The organism is Rhodopirellula halodulae, from assembly GCF_020966775.1.
Lineage (GTDB): Bacteria > Planctomycetota > Planctomycetia > Pirellulales > Pirellulaceae > Rhodopirellula > Rhodopirellula halodulae.
On sequence record NZ_JAJKFV010000016.1, the window covers coordinates 34,083 to 50,364 of the forward strand.

General features: G+C 56.5%; 15 protein-coding genes. 12 read left to right on the forward strand and 3 right to left on the reverse strand.

Annotated elements, in window-relative coordinates; all coding sequences use genetic code 11:
* The first annotated feature begins 1 nt into the window (after position 1).
* From mnhG to LOC70_RS12630, 9 genes are all read left to right on the forward strand, one after another.
* The gene (gene mnhG / locus LOC70_RS12590; protein WP_230253935.1) at positions 2-352 is read left to right on the forward strand and encodes a monovalent cation/H(+) antiporter subunit G; all 351 of its coding nucleotides are present in this window, start codon (positions 2-4) and stop codon (positions 350-352) included.
* Positions 352-930 carry a DUF4040 domain-containing protein gene (locus LOC70_RS12595; protein ID WP_315857258.1) on the forward strand — a complete coding sequence of 193 codons (579 nt, stop codon included), beginning with the start codon at positions 352-354 and terminating at the stop codon, positions 928-930. Before mnhG ends, LOC70_RS12595 begins: the two co-directional genes overlap by 1 nt.
* Positions 927-1,364 carry a Na(+)/H(+) antiporter subunit B gene (locus tag LOC70_RS12600; protein WP_230253937.1) on the forward strand — a complete coding sequence of 146 codons (438 nt, stop codon included), beginning with the start codon at positions 927-929 and terminating at the stop codon, positions 1,362-1,364. The genes LOC70_RS12595 and LOC70_RS12600 overlap by 4 nt, the downstream gene beginning before the upstream one ends.
* Positions 1,361-1,948 carry a sodium:proton antiporter gene (locus LOC70_RS12605; protein WP_230253938.1) on the forward strand — a complete coding sequence of 196 codons (588 nt, stop codon included), beginning with the start codon at positions 1,361-1,363 and terminating at the stop codon, positions 1,946-1,948. Before LOC70_RS12600 ends, LOC70_RS12605 begins: the two co-directional genes overlap by 4 nt.
* On the forward strand, positions 1,945-3,423 hold the full coding sequence (locus tag LOC70_RS12610) for a monovalent cation/H+ antiporter subunit D family protein (RefSeq protein WP_230253939.1): 1,479 nt from the start codon (positions 1,945-1,947) through the stop codon (positions 3,421-3,423). The genes LOC70_RS12605 and LOC70_RS12610 overlap by 4 nt, the downstream gene beginning before the upstream one ends.
* Positions 3,420-4,949: a proton-conducting transporter transmembrane domain-containing protein gene (locus LOC70_RS12615; RefSeq protein WP_315857257.1), complete on the forward strand. Its 1,530-nt coding sequence runs from the start codon at positions 3,420-3,422 to the stop codon at positions 4,947-4,949. Before LOC70_RS12610 ends, LOC70_RS12615 begins: the two co-directional genes overlap by 4 nt.
* Positions 4,946-5,290, forward strand: a complete 345-nt coding sequence (locus LOC70_RS12620; protein ID WP_230253941.1) for a hypothetical protein — start codon at positions 4,946-4,948, stop codon at positions 5,288-5,290. The genes LOC70_RS12615 and LOC70_RS12620 overlap by 4 nt, the downstream gene beginning before the upstream one ends.
* Positions 5,287-7,026 carry a Na(+)/H(+) antiporter subunit D gene (locus LOC70_RS12625; protein ID WP_230253942.1) on the forward strand — a complete coding sequence of 580 codons (1,740 nt, stop codon included), beginning with the start codon at positions 5,287-5,289 and terminating at the stop codon, positions 7,024-7,026. Before LOC70_RS12620 ends, LOC70_RS12625 begins: the two co-directional genes overlap by 4 nt.
* Before the next feature lie 303 nt (positions 7,027-7,329).
* Positions 7,330-9,372, forward strand: coding sequence for a hypothetical protein (locus tag LOC70_RS12630; RefSeq protein WP_390889038.1), 2,043 nt, complete (start codon positions 7,330-7,332; stop codon positions 9,370-9,372).
* A gap of 20 nt (positions 9,373-9,392) precedes the next feature.
* Here LOC70_RS12630 and LOC70_RS12635 read toward each other — a convergent pair whose 3' ends face one another.
* Complete coding sequence (locus LOC70_RS12635; protein ID WP_230253944.1) at positions 9,393-10,352, reverse strand: nucleoside hydrolase; 960 nt, start codon at positions 10,350-10,352, stop codon at positions 9,393-9,395.
* Positions 10,353-10,888: 536 nt separating this feature from the next.
* On the opposite strand from LOC70_RS12635, the gene LOC70_RS12640 reads away from it, so the two are divergent.
* The 3 genes from LOC70_RS12640 (at position 10,889) to LOC70_RS12650 (ending at position 13,421) form a co-directional block, all read left to right on the forward strand.
* Positions 10,889-11,071 (forward strand): hypothetical protein, encoded by a 183-nt coding sequence (locus LOC70_RS12640; protein WP_230253945.1) that lies wholly within the window; start codon positions 10,889-10,891, stop codon positions 11,069-11,071.
* A gap of 70 nt (positions 11,072-11,141) precedes the next feature.
* Complete coding sequence (locus tag LOC70_RS12645) at positions 11,142-12,404, forward strand: DUF1559 domain-containing protein (RefSeq protein ID WP_230253946.1); 1,263 nt, start codon at positions 11,142-11,144, stop codon at positions 12,402-12,404.
* 429 nt (positions 12,405-12,833) lie between these two features.
* Positions 12,834-13,421, forward strand: coding sequence for a hypothetical protein (locus LOC70_RS12650; RefSeq protein WP_230253947.1), 588 nt, complete (start codon positions 12,834-12,836; stop codon positions 13,419-13,421).
* A 120-nt stretch (positions 13,422-13,541) separates the two neighbouring features.
* On the opposite strand, the gene hisN is transcribed toward LOC70_RS12650, so the two are convergent.
* Both hisN and LOC70_RS12660 read right to left on the reverse strand, forming a co-directional pair.
* On the reverse strand, positions 13,542-14,375 hold the full coding sequence (gene hisN / locus LOC70_RS12655; RefSeq protein ID WP_230253948.1) for a histidinol-phosphatase: 834 nt from the start codon (positions 14,373-14,375) through the stop codon (positions 13,542-13,544).
* 93 nt (positions 14,376-14,468) lie between these two features.
* Positions 14,469-16,175 carry a hypothetical protein gene (locus LOC70_RS12660; protein WP_230253949.1) on the reverse strand — a complete coding sequence of 569 codons (1,707 nt, stop codon included), beginning with the start codon at positions 16,173-16,175 and terminating at the stop codon, positions 14,469-14,471.
* Positions 16,176-16,282: the final 107 nt, after the last annotated feature.

Here is a 16,282-nt window from a genome sequence, read left to right on the forward strand (position 1 = left end):
TATGATCGCGTTTGAAATTGCCAGCTGGTTCTTTTTGATTGCAGGCTCCTTGTTTTCGATCATCGGCGGGATCGGCATCATTCGACTGCCCGAGTTCTTTTCGCGCATGCACGGCGGTGGGATCACGGACACGATGGGCGCGGGTTTGATCATCATCGGACTGCTGTGCTTGGCCGGCCCGACCTTGGTCGCCGCGAAACTGATCGCGATTTTGTTCTTCCTGACGATCACCAGCCCCAGCTCGTGTCACGCGTTGGCTCACTCCGCATTGATTCACGGTGTGAAGCCGGAACTTGACGTGAAGCGTCACCCTGCTCCACCGGCGAACTCCACCGAAGGAGACGCGACATGATGAATTGGGTTGTCTTCGCGATCCTGGCGCTGCTGGCTCTCACCGCCGTCACCGTAGCTCGGCTGCGGCAACTGTGGGCGGCGGTCATGTTCACCGGGATTTACAGTTTCCTCAGTGCATCGTGGATGGTGATCCTCGACGCACCGGATGTTGCTTTTACAGAAGCCGCCGTGGGCGCGGGGATCTCGACGGTGCTGATGCTCAGCACGTTGGCATTGACCGGCGAACAAGAAAAGCCGACCAAACGATCGCCACTGGTGCCACTGTTGGTGGTCACGATCACAGGCGGTGCGTTGATCTACGGCACGTTGGACATGCCGCATTATGGCGACCCCAACGCGGTCGTCCACCAACACCCCGATCCGTCCTTCGTTGAGAAATCGCTGGAGGACATGCATGGACTTCCCAACGTGGTCACGGCATTGCTGGCTTCTTACCGGGGCTACGACACGTTGGGAGAAACCACGGTGGTGCTCACCGCGGGAATCGCTGTGTTGCTGATCCTTCGCCGTGATGAATTCGATCGCCCCGCGATTGCCAGCCGTGCCAAACGTCGACAACGGAAGGCCAACGCATGATCAAGTTCCCCATCATCCGGGTGATCACAAAACTGCTGATCCCCTACATCCTTCTATTCGCGTTTTACGTCCAATTCCACGGCGATTATGGCCCCGGCGGAGGATTCCAGGCCGGTGTGATCTTCGCGTCGGCGCTAATCCTGTACGGGTTGGTGTTTGGACTGGATGCAATCAAACGGGTGGCTCCACCGATTGTCATCGAAAAGTTGATGGCGCTGGGCGTGTTGGTCTACGCGGGCACCGGTTTCGCCACGATGCTGCTGGGCGGCAACTTCTTGGACTACGACGTGTTGGAACACTCGCTGAACCACAAATACCTTCCCGGTGGCCAACACCTGGGGATTTTTTTGGTGGAAGTCGGCGTGGGTATCACGGTGACCTCGGTGATGACGATGATCTTTTACGCCTTTGCTAGCCGGAGTCGATTCGTATGAACGGTGAAGCATTCGAGCAAGCCGCCGGACTTTACAACTACTGGATCGTCATTGTCCTGATGATGACCGGGTTCTACATCGTTTTGGCTCGGCGAAATCTCATCAAATCGGTGATCGGGCTGAACGTCTTTCAAACGTCCGTGTTCCTGCTCTACGTCACGATGGGCAAAGTTCGCGGCGGAACGGCGCCGATCATTCCACCGGAAGTCGCCGCGGCGCAGGCGAAAGCCATGCACGCCGACGAACATTCGACTCACACCTTGGGCACGGTATCCCACGACATCGTGGGTGGCCACGCCGAACACGCAGCCCTGCCCGGCGCCGACATCATCTACTCCAATCCACTTCCCAGCGTGTTGATGCTGACGGCCATCGTGGTCGGAATCGCAACGACGGCTCTCGCGTTGGCGTTGGTCGTTCGAATTCGCGAAGACTACGGAACGATTGAAGAAGACCGGATCCTAGAAATCGATCGGGCCGACGCTGAGCCGGATGAAGAAGACGAGAGTGCTTGGTTGGACGAGACCGCTCAAACCGTTGTGATTTCGTCGCCACCGTCCTCGGATACGGAGTCGGTGAATTGACGGAACACTTCCCCATCCTATTGATTGCGTTGCCGCTGGTCGCGGCGCCGCTGTGCGTGATCCTGCATCAACGCACGATCGCCTACGCGTTGGCACTTGTCGTTTCGTGGATCACGTTCGGTATCTCGCTGAGCTTGGTCTCCGAAGTCAGCCAGTCCGGCGTCATTCGCTACAACCTGGGCGGCTGGGCTCCGCCCTACGGGATTGAATACCTGGTCGATTCGTTTTCATCCTTCGTGATGATGTTCGTCTCGGGCATCGGAGCCGTGGTGCTGTGCTACGCACCCAAGTCCGTCGAGAAAGAGATCGCTCCGTCAAAACACTATTTGTTCTACGCCACCTACTTGCTGTGCCTGACTGGTTTGATGGGCATGTGCGTCACAGGCGACTTGTTCAACGTGTTTGTGTTCTTGGAAATCTCTTCGCTGTCCTCTTACGCGTTGATCAGTCTCGGTCGCACACGACGTGCTCCGCTGGCGGCGTTCCAATACCTGATCCTCGGCAGCATCGGTGCCACCTTTCTTCTGATCGGTATCGGGTTGCTGTATCAGATGACGGGCACGCTCAACATGGCGGACATCGCATCACGCGTTCCGCACGAAAACGGGCCGCGAACGGTGCTGGTTGCGTTTGGTTTTTTGGTGATTGGTTTGTGTGTGAAGATGGCGGTGTTTCCGCTGCACACGTGGCTTCCCAACGCTTACACGTACGCTCCGTCCGTCGTCACGTGTTTCATCGCGGCCACCGCGACCAAGGTTTCTGTCTACGCTTTCACGCGAGTCATTTTTGGAATCATCACGTCGTCATTCGCGTTTGATTTCTTGCCGCTGGATACGGAATTGACCGTTCTTGCTTTGATCGGAATCTTTGTGGCTTCGTCGGCGGCGATCTATCAAGCCAACGTGAAACGATTGCTCGCTTATTCCAGCGTCGCGCAAATCGGGTACATGATTTTGGGGATCGGCATGGCGACCCAAGCCGGCTTGACCGCGGGCATCGTCCACATGTTCAACCATGCGTTGATCAAGGGCGGCTTGTTCATGATCGTCGGATGCTTTGCCCTGCGTTTGGGCAGCGTCAAATTGGACGACTGGAAAGGCGCCGGCAAGACCATGCCCTGGACCTCGCTGGGATGGGCCATCGGCGGGTTGGGTTTGATCGGTGTTCCGGTGACCGCGGGCTTCGTCAGCAAATGGTTGCTGTTGACCGCTGCGATGGACAAAGGCATGTGGCCGGTTGCGGTGCTGATGTTGCTCAGTTCTCTATTGGCGGTTGTCTACGTTTGGCGAGTTGTCGAAACGCTCTACTTCAGCGAACCGACCGCGAAAGTCAAACAGGCAAAGGAAGCTCCGCTGAGCATGCTGATCCCAACCTATGTGGTACTGGCGGGGACGTTCGTCTTCGGCGTCTGGACCACGTATTCCGCTGACCTGGCAGCCGCCGCAGCGGCGGGATTGTTGGGAGGCACGCAATGAACGATTCCATGCAGATCTGGCTTTCACTGCTTTTGCCGCTGATCGCTTATGTGTTGCTGACTTTGTTCGGCAAATCGCCCAACCTTCGCGAAGGCTGCACGCTGACCGTTGCCAGCATTTTGTTCCTGCTGACGTGTCGCATGGCGGCTGGCGTCTTCGCTGGCGAGCGTCCGGAATGGACTTGGAGCGAATGGTTGCCCGGTTTTCAAATAGCGTTCCAAGTCGAACCGCTTGGGATGCTGTTCGCGCTCGTTGCCTCGGGACTGTGGATTCTGACGACGATTTACGCCGTCGGTTACATGCGAGGGCACAACGAAGACAACCAAACCCGGTTCTTCGGCTGCTTTGCATTCGCCATCTTCGCGGCTCTCGCGGCCGCCTACGCCAAGAATCTGTTCACGCTGTTTGTGGCCTACGAGATCATGACGATCTCGACCTATCCGTTGGTCACACATCACGGCAACGAAGAGGCTCGCAACGGCGGACGAGTCTACTTGGGCATATTGCTTTCCACTTCGATCGCATTCTTCATGCTGGCGATCGCCTGGACCTATCAAGTCGCCGGAACACTCGATTTTGCCCCTGGCGGAATCCTCGCCAATGCCCTCGCAAACGAATCGATTAGCAGCACCGGTTTGGGAATCCTGCTGGCGTTGTTCGCGTTTGGAATTGGCAAAGCCGCTTTGATGCCATTCCACCGCTGGCTGCCCGCGGCCATGGTCGCGCCGACGCCTGTCAGTGCCTTGCTTCACGCGGTTGCCGTCGTGAAGGTGGGCGTGTTCTCCGTTTTGAAAGTCGTCGTCTACATCTTCGGCTTGGATTTGCTTGGCCAAACCGATGGCAATCTGTGGCTCGCCTACGTCGCCGGATTCTCGTTGGTCGTCGCTTCGCTGGTCGCCATGACCAAAGACAACCTCAAAGCGCGGCTGGCCTATTCCACCATTGGACAACTCGCCTACATCACGCTGGGCGCGATGCTGGCAACGCCCAGCAGTATCATCGGTGGCGGGATGCACATCGTGATGCACGCTGTCGGCAAGATCACGTTGTTCTTTTGTGCGGGTGCGATCTATGTCGGTGCTCACAAGAAAAACATCAGCGACATGCGGGGACTCGGTCGCCAAATGCCCTTCACGTTCGGAGCGTTCCTGCTGGCCTCGGTCAGCATCATTGGACTGCCTCCGGGAGGAGGTGCCTGGAGCAAATGGTTCCTCGCGGTTGGAACGGTCGAAACGCACCAGTATCTGTTGACGGCGGCACTGATGATCAGCTCGCTTTTGAACATTGCCTACCTGGTGCCCATTCCAATGTTGGCATTCATGGGCAAACCCAAGTCCACCGATTCGCACTCGGATGACCATCACGATGACCACGGACCGGACCACTCCGGATCAGGCATTCACGAAGCTCCCATGATGTGCGTCGTTCCATTGTGCATCACCGCAGTGGGCAGCGTCGCCCTGTTCTTCGCCGCCGATTGGATCTACGAAGCCTTGTTGCCGATCACGCAGACGCAAACGCCATGAACCACGACAGCCCATCCACCGCCGACGGTTCGCCTTCCTACCCAAGCTGGTTCGAACGCCCCGAAAACATTCAGCGCATCATCACGGCTTTGGTGGTTGCTTGCGTTTTGTTGGTGGTCGCGGATCTGTTCTATGAAAATCCGCACCCACACTTTGGAAAAGTCGAAACGTTCTTTGGCTTTCAAGCTTGGTTTGGATTCATCGCTTTTGTGGTCGTGGTGTTTTCGGGCACCTCTATCCGCCCGTTGATTAAGAAACCCGAAACGTACTACGACCCCGAACCTGAGAACGATTCGCCACGGCTGGATCGTCCCGACGAAACCCCAGGAGACAAGGCATGAGCTTTTTGACCTCCTTGCCTCCCGGGTGGCCGATGATTGTCGGCGGCGTGTTTCTTTGGTTGTTGCCCAAACGCGGGCAAGCCATCGGTGCATTGTGTTTGGCTGTGCTGAGCGGACTGTTGTTTTGGTTTTCACCCGTCCTGGGCGAAGGCGAATCTGCCGCGACAGTTTCTCTGCTGGGTGCCGAACTCACGCCCATCCGCATCGACTCGCTCAGCCGTCCGTTTGGGTTGGTCTTCCACATCGCTGCGATCGTTTCGTCGATTTACGCACTGCATGTCCGCGATCCGCGGCAACACATCGCCGGAATGGTCTACGCGGGTGCCGCGATCGGTGCGTGCTGTGCCGGCGACTTGATGACCCTGTTTGTGTTCTGGGAATTGACCGCCATCAGCAGCGTGTTCTTGGTCTGGGCATCGGACACCCCCGCCGCCTACCGAGCCGGAATGCGGTACCTGATCATCCAAGTTGGTTCAGGCGTCCTGCTGCTCACCGGAGCGATCATTCAGTATGTCGAGACAGGGTCGCTGACGTTCTCGTTGTTTGTCAGGGAAGGCCAAACGCTCTTTGGCGCAGACGCCATCTCGCCGGCCGCTTGGTGCGTGCTGCTGGCCTTTGCGATCAAGTGTGCGTTCCCGCTGCTGCACAATTGGTTGCAGGATTCTTATCCCAAAGCCACCGTCACCGGCACCGTCTTCCTCAGTGCGTTCACGACCAAGCTTGCGGTTTATTCGTTAGCGCGAGGATTCGCGGGGTTTGATCCATTGATCACCGTGGGCTGCGTGATGACGTTGTTCCCAATCATTTTCGCCGTGATCGAAAACGATCTGCGCAGGGTGTTGGCTTACTCGCTCAACAACCAACTTGGATTCATGGTGGTGGGCGTTGGCATCGGCACCGAACTGGCGATCAACGGAACGGTCGCTCATGCGTTCTGTCACATCATCTACAAATCACTGCTGTTCATGTCCGTTGGTGCCGTGTTGTTTCGCGTCGGCACAGCAAAGGCGACCGAGTTGGGCGGGCTGCACAAATCAATGCCGTGGACCACCATCTTCTGCATGATTGGTGCGGGAGCCATCTCTGGTTTTCCACTGCTAAGCGGCTTCGTCAGCAAGTCAATGATCATCTCAGCCGCCGCCGAAGAACATCTGTTCTGGGTTTGGATCGTGCTCTTGATCGCGTCCGCAGGTGTGATGGAACACTCGGGCATCAAGATTCCGTTCTTCGCGTTCTTCGCCCATGACAGTGGCAAACGTGTCAAAGAAGCGCCCTGGAACATGTTGGTTGCGATGGGCATCGCGGCATTCTCCTGCGTTGCTCTAGGGATCGCTTACCCGCTGCTGTATCGATTGCTACCCTTCGAAGTCGACTACCACCCGTACACGGTGACCCACGTTGTCACCCAACTGCAATTGTTGCTGTTTGCCGCCTTGGCATTTGTGGCATTGATGAAATCTGGTCTTTATCCGGCGGAACAGCGTGCGGTGAATCTGGACGCCGATTGGTTTTATCGACGTTTGCTTCCCAAGGCGACTCGCGGTGGAAAAGTCGCGATCGAGCTGGTCGATCAAACGTTCCGCCACGATTTCCTCCTGACCCTTCGAAGCTTGCTTCGTCTCGCGCAGCGTTCATTCAGCGTCAACGGCTGGATCGGGCAAACCTGGTCCACCAGCACGATGGCGTTCTGGGCAGCGACGCTGCTGGCGGTCAGCTTGGTGCTCTACTACACCTAAACTCAGCGAGTCAGCACCTGCAGGAAAGGCGACGATTCGAACAATCGACGCCGCGAAACATGGTGAGCAGCAACTTGCTGCAAGTGCCGCATCTACAATGGGGTGGTCCGAACCACTCCATCCTCTACTGACATCGCTATGCACTCGAGAAGCATCTGCGTTTCATCCCTTCGCGATCGAAGCCATTGCGTGGAGACTCGATCGCGAACCACGGCCTCGTCCGTGCGACCGAGACAATTGCGACCAAATTTGGCGACCGTTCGTGTCCTGTTGTGCTGGGCAGCAACACTGTCCTGCATCGCGATGTGCAGCGAGGTGAATGCGGGAATCAGCGGTGAGAACATCGTGGTTGTGGTCAACGGAGAATCCATGGATTCATTGACGCTGGCCAATCACTACGCGGATTTGAGGAAGATCCCCGCATCCAACATGGTTGTTCTGCAAGACATACCTTCTGGATTGCGAATCTCCCTCGACGATTTTCGCGATCGCATCCTCAAACCGGTCTTGGAGAAGGTCAACCAACGAGGACTGGCCCGACACACATCCGTCATCGCCTATTCAGCCGGATTCCCAACGGCGGTCGACATTCGCCCTCACACCAAGCAATTGACGGACGAGAACCAAAAGAAGTACCAACGACCGGTGGCTTCGATCAACTCGATGACGTTCTTCTACCGATGGGTCTTGGCGGATTCGCCGGAGTACCTGGGCTGGGGCAGCAACTTCTACGCTCGTGGTCGCTTTGAACGACATTTCGCCAACCCGTTCGCCAACGAAGCCGGGGAGCGTTTCAAAGAAGCCGAGCAAGCTTTTGAATCGGCCGAGACTCAGGAGGACTGGACCGCTGCAGCAACCCTCTGGGCCAACATCGCGGACGAATACCCGACGCTTTACCCTATGCACCTGCGAACCGCGGAAGCTCATGCGCAAGCAGGCGATCTTCCATCCGCCATGACGCGGTTGCAGCAGAGCGTTTCGGCGGGATGGTCCAACCGTCGCTACGTCGAAGAATCGGAGGCATTGAGCAAACTTCAAGGCATTGATGGGTACGCGAAGTTGCTCGAGCAACTGCAGGACGTCCCGATGAAGAACCAGGGGCCGGCATCGTTCAATGGCACGGTCGGATGGACCAGTGCAGGACACCCGATCCCGAGCAACCAAGGCGGCATGCCGTATTTGCTTTCGTGTGTTCTCGGTGTTGTTCACGAACGCGGCAGCACGTTGCAGCAAGCGATCGAAGTACTGCAAACAGCGGTTCGTTCTGACCGCAGTTTTCCTGATGGCACGGTTGGGTTTGCCAAGACCAAAGACGTTCGCGTCACCACTCGCGAGCCGCTGTACGTCGATGCACTCACATGGTTGATGTCACGCGACCGCGACGTCGAGATCTTTTCGTCCACCCTGCCGACATCATCGAACAACTACATCGGGTTGATGCTTGGTTCAGCGAGCCTGAATTGCAAGGCTCGAAAGTGGTCGATGCAGGGTGGAGCCATTGCCGAAAATTTGACCAGTCTGGGAGGAGCCTTCGAAACGGCTTCGCAAACGAAACTCACGGAGCTACTGCATGCGGGAGCCGCCATCAGCAGCGGGGCCGTCGCGGAACCCTACGCGTTGGTCCCCAAATTCCCGACTCCGATGTTGCATGCGTACTATGTCGAAGGCGTCTCCGCCATCGAAGCGTTTTACCTTTGCACCACGTCGCCCTATCAACTGTTGATCGTCGGCGACCCAGCATGCCAACCCTTTGCAAAGGCTCCCATCGACTTCATCCGCATTGACGTCGGTCAAGAAAGCGATGGCAAACTTCCCATCGAATTTCATTGGCAAGAATTTCCCCGCAACAATCAGTCCACCGCAACGGCGTCGATCGAGATCCACTTGCAAGACAAATTGATCGCGGTCTCACCGGCGACCAAAAAGATCGAAGTCAAGCTGCCCTCCAGCATGGAAGGCGCACTGCGTTGTCGAGCCGTCATGGTCGGTCATCATCCAACCCAACCACGCGTTGCAACGATGGAAACGGTGGTCTTGGGCAACCCCAACGCCTTGCCCACCGTGCGACTCGAAACTCAACCCACCGAATCACAAGGGACTTCATCAAACGATTCGAGTTCCGGCGAGAAAGCGTTGCGGGTCGCCTGCCCCGACGCGGATCGGATTGAGTTGAAACACTTTGGCCGAGTCATCGCCGAAACAAAAGGAAACTCGGGCACGCTTCGCGTCTCGAACGAACAAGTCGGCAACGGCCCTGTTCAGTTGGAAGTCATTGGCTATATCGGCGATCGTGCCATCCCGGGAAAAACAATCCAGCTCAAGTTTGAAACAACTTCGCGGAATTGAATGCTGAATTTGCCGTCGGCTCACTTGGTCACGCAACGCGGCGGTTGGCTCGCCAGTGCACGTTGGACTTCCACCACGCGGATCGTTTGTTTCGGACTCATCTTCAACAGTTGATCTCGCCCATTCTCATCAGGGACGAATTTGGTCAATCCCTCGTCATCCACCGTGACGCGTCCCCGAGGCGACAAAACAAAATAGTTGTCGTCCGGTCGAACGGCGTGCAGGACACTCGTCAAATCCCAACTCGGACGATCATGGTTGGGACCGCTATGCATGAGGTAAGCTTCGCGTACCGGATGATGCGTCACATAAGAAAATTCGCGAGCGATGCTTTCACGCGGAAACGGTGCCGCGATGCCGATCCGAAAATCGCTCCATACAACCGGCACATCGGATGGTGACTTCAATGCGAATCGCTGCATCGCATCCAATCCGTTGACGACATTTGCTTCCAGGTGCTGTGGTTTGCCCAGGGCCGGGCCAAAGCATCCCGCCATCACTGAAATCAGCTTGCACTTCTGCTGCAACAGTTGCATGCCCGACAGTGGACTGATCGAGTCGCCTTTCGAATCAAGCAGGTCCGCCAAATTGGTGGCCAAACCAACCTGCACGATCACGATGCTGTTGTCGGCGGCATCGGCTAACGTCCGTCGCAGGACTTCCACGGCGGTCGGCGCGTCCTCGCTGCGGAGCAGATCATGCGGGTACCGGAACGTATCGCCGTCCTTGATTTTGCACAGTTCCAAGTACTTGCTGCTGCGACGCTGAGCTTCGCGAGTGGTTCCAATCGGGATCTCGCCACGACCATAAAACGTGTTGATCGCATCCACGAAGGGAGCCGCCAAAGGATTGACTTTGGAAATTGTGACCGCCTTCAGCTCGCACTCATCACGATCTTGCAACGCGTGCAACATCGCCAGGGCCAGTACATCATCGCAGTCACCGGTGATGTCGGTATCGAAGATCACCTGAACGGGCATGCTCGTGGATTTCGGTGAATGCGTTGGAGTTTGAGCCGCCGCTTCCGTGACGCAGAATCTCAACGCCAAAACGAAAACGACCCCAGTCGGGATGCTGATTCGCAGAGCATTTCTCGGCATAAAACGACGCGAGCTTCGTTGGATCATGGGAAGCAACCTGGCAGGAGACGTGGTGGAGGTGTTTCAAAATAGTGGGTTAGTCCTCCACACCGTACGCCGTGAACGCACCACGGAATAGTGAACCGGTATCTCTCAGATGCGTTGCGGAAATGGCTGCAACCGGTCCCAAAGGCGACTTACCCACCAGAAAGATCGTTTTTTGACGTTTTCTGGAACTTTCTTGCGCAAAAAGGTATTTGCTCAGACTGAATACGCTATAGACTTCGAGGTCATGTTCGCGATCGAACCATCCTGCAGAGGGTTGCTTTTTTCATCTCCCCGCTGGCCCATAAAACATTTCCGTGCGTGATCGCACGCCTGTTTTTTTAATTTTCGCGAACGACTTCATTCCACTTTTTTCCTTCCTGAGGCCTCTCATGACGCAATCCGTTTTCCATCGGCCGCATTGGGCTTTGGCTCTTTTGTGTGCCGCCATGCTGGCTGGATGTGACAACTCACCTTCGGCACCTTCGGACGACGAACTGAGTCAGTACGTCGACGAAAACCCGCACGACTTTGACAGCAACGCGTCGGTCGATGGTGGCGACACCGCCAACTGATCCCGCACGAATGATTTTCGATGAGGTTTCTGACCTCGCATTTTGTTTTTCTATTTTCAAGGAGTCTTTGATGAAACGCTCTTCATCCAACCAGGGTTTCACCTTGGTCGAGTTGCTGGTGGTCATCGCGATCATCGGTGTTTTGGTCGGACTGTTGCTGCCCGCCGTGCAAGCCGCGCGGGAAGCAGCCCGACGCATGAGTTGCAGCAACAACTTCAAGCAAATCGGCTTGGCCCTGCACAATTACCATTCCGCCTACAACATGTTGCCGGCCCACTCGGCGGGCACGACGAACGAATCCAATTCAGGCACTCCGAATCCGTCGCGTCGAGCCGACGGTGGCGGAGGACACAACCGCAATGAGCTGAGTTGGCTGCCAGGACTGACGCCTTTCTTCGAGCAACAAGCGTTGTGGGAACAGATCAGCAATCCCATGGACGCGAACAACGATGGCGTCATTGACTTTCAAGCCATGGGGCCCGACCCACGGATGAATTTGAGCGACCACAACGCAGCGGGAAACCGGTACAACCCTTGGCTCACCAATGTGCCGACCTTGCGTTGCCCGAGTGACCCTGGTGAAGGCTTGCCGGCACAAGGACGTACGAACTACGCCGCCTGCCTCGGCGATTCGACTCACCACATGCATGTTGGTGCCGAACAAGACCGTGCGAACATTCCCAATAGCGCTTGGGCACAAGCCGAACGCGCCGCTTGCCGTGGCACGTTCGTCGCCAGTCGATCCACCGCGTTTCGTGAAATTTTGGATGGTCTGTCCAACACGATCGCGGCCGGCGAAATCATCACCAGTTTGAACGATCGCGACAAACGAGCTTTGCCGCCGGATGCTCCCACCAGCATTCAAGCCAACAGCGGTAACCCAGCCGGTCCCGATAACGCACTGGCATGCCGCAACATGATCGATCCGGAACGTCCGCAGTTCTGGGTGAACGGGGCTCCGTTCGTGGCATCTCCCGCGGTGACCGGTCCTGCCGGTGAAATGGAGCGAGGCTTCAAATGGGCATACGGTCGCCCGCTGTTCTCTGCCATGAACACGATCCTGCCGCCCAACTCCGAGATCTGCATGCAGGGCAATCGCCACAACGAAGGCATCTTGCCGCCGAGTAGTCATCACCAAGGCGGCGTGCACGTGCTGATGGCGGACGGAGCGGTGAAGTTCATCACGGATTCGATCGAAGCCGGCAACTCCGGTGCTCCGCCCGTTCGCTGGGACGGTTGGGCGATTAACCCAGCCGGATCCAAGAGCCCCTACGGTTTGTGGGGCGCCCTCGGCACACGAGCCGCCAAAGAGACCATCGAAGGCGAGTTCTAAACCTCCTCCGGCAAACGTAGCGAAATTCGTGCAGACTTTCGTTGGTCGCATCCATGTAGCGAAAGCCGTGCAGATTTTCGAAGGCTTCGCTTCAAGCCAAATCCCGAAATTCTTGACGAATTTCGCTACGTGCTTGGCTTTCGAAACGCTTGACGAGTTTCGCTACTTCATCGCGTCGTAGCGAAAGTCGTTGAGACTTTCGGAGGCCTCCATTCAAGCCGATGCCAAAATTCTTGACGTCATTCGCCACATCATGACATCGAAATTCTGGACGAATTTCGCTACGTGTTTGGCCTTCGAAACTCTTGACGAGTTTCGCTACGGGTTCAATCGACTAGGAAACGCTTGACGGATTTCGGGAGGGAGATTGAGGCTGCACTTTTCGCTTCGGGTTTTGAACTCCAAGAGGGACGTCGGTAGGCTTGCCGTATGTTTCCCCGCAGGTCTGAACGACTGAAGCGACTCCCGCCGGAGTTCTATCAACGCGAGGCGTGGGTGCACTGGGTCCTGACAATTGACCGTCGCCGCACCGGTTGGCTGGATGCGAAGCTTCACTGCCGGTTCCGGGAACTGCTCACGCATTCGGCGTTTCGCTACCAATTCGCTTGTCCGATTTACACATTGATGCCCGACCACCTGCATCTTCTTTGGGCGGGTTTGTCAGCAAGCACGCGCCAGTTGCTTGCGATGAAACACTTTCACAAAAACATAAATGCGTCTCTGCGACGCATCGGCTTTGAGTTTCAACTCCAAGCCTACGACCATGTGCTGAGGGAAGAGGAGCGAGAACGTTCTGCGGTGGAAACGACCGCGGAATACATCGCTCGAAATGCCGAACGCGAAGGACTGGTTCAGTCCGACGCCTTTGCTACCTATCCCTACACCGGCTGCCTGTTGCCGGGTGCGCCGCAAGTGAGATTGTTCGGCGAACAAGGTTGGGACGAGGTTTGGCGTACGCTGTCCTTTCTTCGACGAACCGAGTGCTACCGGCTTCCCGATCCGAAGTACAACGCCTGATTTCCCGTAGCGAAAGTCGTCAAGACTTTCGGAGCATCCGTTCAAAACAAATTCGAAATTCTTGACGAATTTCGCTACGTGCTTAGCTCAAAATTCTTGACGAGTTTCGCTACTTACTCGCTACGGTTTCGTTTGCAATCGCTGCAGCACGGCGTCGTGGAGGTGGCCGTTGGTTCCGACTCCGTCGCCGCCTCGCACGGTGTCGACGCCTTTCCACGAAGTGAAACGTCCACCGGCCTCGGCCAGAATCGGTGCAATGGCGGCAACGTCCCACGCATTGCAAATGGGGTCGACCATCAAATCAGCTCGGCCCGTTGCGACCATCGCGTAGCCGTAGCCATCGCCCCAGGTGCGAGTCAACCAAGTGTCTCGCTGCAACGTTTCAAACACGTCGGTGTCTCCACGATCACCCTCGCCTCGCTCACCAAACGTTTTGGCTTCACTGGTCACGAAAACCGCTCGCGAGAGATCGGATTGCTCCGACACACGGGCTTCCTTCCACGTTTCCAGATCCGATGTTTGATAAGCGTTCATGTTCAACGCCCCCACGACCATCTGCTGCAACGCCGGCAAATAGATGACTCCCGCAATGGGGAATTCATCACACTCGACGGCCAGCAGCGTGCTGTAGAGCGGCACGCCACAAATGAACGACTTGGTCCCGTCGATCGGATCGACGACCCAGCGATACCGGCTGGCACCTTCGCTGTCGGCGAACTCTTCCCCTGCGATCGCGTCATCCGGAAATTGTTTGGCCACCAGTTCGCGAACCAATTGTTCTGCTTCGCGGTCCGCGATCGTGACCGGCGAATCATCCGATTTGTGGTCCACGGACAGCGATGGTTTGCCATAGTGCGTCAACGTGTGCTGCCCGGCTTGGCGAGCGATCTCGACCATCGCGGTCAATCGCCCGTCGTGTTCCGATTGCCATTGAGCAGGTGTCCAATCCGACATGAATCTCAGAGGTGTTGGAGGTACGAAATCAATTCGCCGACCGATTCGGTCGCACCATCTGAAGGGATCGCGGCGGAACGCACCAGAGGTCGCTCAGCGAACGGATTCGCCCTCGCCGTTGATGGCGGAAATGGAATTGGCAGGAATCACCGTGGCATTGGTCCCGCCCAGCATCTCATCAGTAATTTGCAGCACGACCACCTGTTCTTTCAGCGTCACGTTTTCTCTCGAACGCACCTGCAAACGCACTTGGTATTTGCCGGCGACCAAATCGTCGGGAACAAAAAACTGCAATTCACGTTTTTGTCCGGGAGCCAACCATCGACCAAAGCCGTCCAGCATTCGGTGCGGACGCGAACCGTCATCGCGACCCAGCAACAGCTCCGCATGAATCGGCGCGTAACCTTGCCCGTGGTTGGAAAGTTCCATCACGAAACCTTTGCCGGCTGTCAAATTTGCCCACTGTAGCGGCCCCGCTTCGACCTGCAACGCGGGACGTTCCGCATGCACCAACTCCAGTGGTAATGCGGCGGCCGAGGCGACTTCATTGGGCGAATCCAAGTCCCGACGAATGACGTCGAGCGTTCCCCACTCCGCCGACAGATCACTCTTGCCACGCAACATGGCACGGATCGTCTTGGTCCGCCCAGCGGCGATTTCAAATTTGGACTTTGACAACATCAATCGTTGAATGGGATCGCCCAAGTGATCACGCGGGACCAAGTGAATCTGCTGATCGCTTTCGCTGTGGTTGCTCACCTGCAACGTGATCATTCGCTGAGTTCCCTCGACGCGCCCGAGTTCAATCTGGGCTGGTTCCAACGTGACACCAGGGCCCAAACTAGCGATCTTGGTATCCAAAGCTCGGAAGCGATCCGCCATCAAGTTCTGCTGAAAGACCTTCTCTTTCATCGTGCGTCGACCATTGCTGACATGCAGGCTCAAGTCGTAGGCACCGTTGATGAACGTCGTTTCCAAAGGAGCTTCCAAACGCAACCGTGCATGGGGCATCATTCGCACCAAGTACTTGTCGTCGTCGTTCAAGTTCGCTCGAGCTGGCATGAACAACGAAACAGGATCCAAGGTTGATCGGCGACGAGTCCCGTTTGAATTGGACTGAGCCAACTCGCTACGCACGCGGCATTCCAGAGCAAAGTCCGATGGATTGCGAACGTAGGCTTGGACGTATGGCATACCGTCTTTCGAGATGATGGTTGCGTTCTCCAAAACCAGTTGATCCATTCCGCTCGTGTCGACGACACCCGTTTCAATGTCCACTCGCAGCACGTACTGCGTGACATAGCGAATGCTTGCCTGAGTCGCCGCGGCGGGTGCGTCGGGTGTCTCGTTTTCTTTGATCACCCCGTGGTCACGAACCAACAAACCAAAGGACAGGTAGTTGGTCTTGGTCAACGGAACCGTGACCGTGCCTTTCAGCTCGACGGTTTCTCCCGCATTCAAAGTGAACCGCGTCGGCGTGCTGAAACGAACTCCGTCCATCGGCGGGCTGTGTTCATCGTGCAAGATGATGCCCGTTTCTTCTTGGCGTAGCTGAACCGGCGAGACATCGACCTGCATGGTCTTGCCAGTCGAGGTGACTTGGAAAGTAAACGGGATCACCTCCCCGCGTCGTGCTTTGAAACGTTGGACAACTGGTTCAATCCGAAACGCGTGCTCGACTCGACGATTGATGCTGACCCGTTTGCCACCAGGCAAATCGCCAGGCACGTTTCCAGCTTGATTGCCGTCCTGACCGTCTCGCGTCGAACGTGGATTCTGAGCCAACGTTGTGCTGGTCATCAAGACGAAAACCAAACCTGCGAGAAGACCATGGAATAGGAGGCCACGGGATTTGTATGTGACAAAGGGGGCTAGCGCGGTCATCGATGTCGTTTTCAAGAGGTGGG

What these genes read in the sequence shown, in the direction of transcription:
- mnhG (WP_230253935.1), top strand. Translation starts at nt 2, where the DNA reads ATGATCGCGTTTGAAATTGCCAGCTGGTTCTTTTTGATTGCAGGCTCC.
- LOC70_RS12595 (WP_315857258.1), top strand. Translation starts at nt 352, where the DNA reads ATGAATTGGGTTGTCTTCGCGATCCTGGCGCTGCTGGCTCTCACCGCC.
- LOC70_RS12600 (WP_230253937.1), top strand. Translation starts at nt 927, where the DNA reads ATGATCAAGTTCCCCATCATCCGGGTGATCACAAAACTGCTGATCCCC.
- LOC70_RS12605 (WP_230253938.1), top strand. Translation starts at nt 1,361, where the DNA reads ATGAACGGTGAAGCATTCGAGCAAGCCGCCGGACTTTACAACTACTGG.
- LOC70_RS12615 (WP_315857257.1), top strand. Translation starts at nt 3,420, where the DNA reads ATGAACGATTCCATGCAGATCTGGCTTTCACTGCTTTTGCCGCTGATC.
- LOC70_RS12620 (WP_230253941.1), top strand. Translation starts at nt 4,946, where the DNA reads ATGAACCACGACAGCCCATCCACCGCCGACGGTTCGCCTTCCTACCCA.
- LOC70_RS12625 (WP_230253942.1), top strand. Translation starts at nt 5,287, where the DNA reads ATGAGCTTTTTGACCTCCTTGCCTCCCGGGTGGCCGATGATTGTCGGC.
- LOC70_RS12630 (WP_390889038.1), top strand. Translation starts at nt 7,330, where the DNA reads ATGTGCAGCGAGGTGAATGCGGGAATCAGCGGTGAGAACATCGTGGTT.
- LOC70_RS12635 (WP_230253944.1), bottom strand. Translation starts at nt 10,352, where the DNA reads ATGCCCGTTCAGGTGATCTTCGATACCGACATCACCGGTGACTGCGAT.
- LOC70_RS12640 (WP_230253945.1), top strand. Translation starts at nt 10,889, where the DNA reads ATGACGCAATCCGTTTTCCATCGGCCGCATTGGGCTTTGGCTCTTTTG.
- LOC70_RS12645 (WP_230253946.1), top strand. Translation starts at nt 11,142, where the DNA reads ATGAAACGCTCTTCATCCAACCAGGGTTTCACCTTGGTCGAGTTGCTG.
- LOC70_RS12650 (WP_230253947.1), top strand. Translation starts at nt 12,834, where the DNA reads ATGTTTCCCCGCAGGTCTGAACGACTGAAGCGACTCCCGCCGGAGTTC.
- hisN (WP_230253948.1), bottom strand. Translation starts at nt 14,375, where the DNA reads ATGTCGGATTGGACACCTGCTCAATGGCAATCGGAACACGACGGGCGA.
- LOC70_RS12660 (WP_230253949.1), bottom strand. Translation starts at nt 16,175, where the DNA reads ATGACCAGCACAACGTTGGCTCAGAATCCACGTTCGACGCGAGACGGT.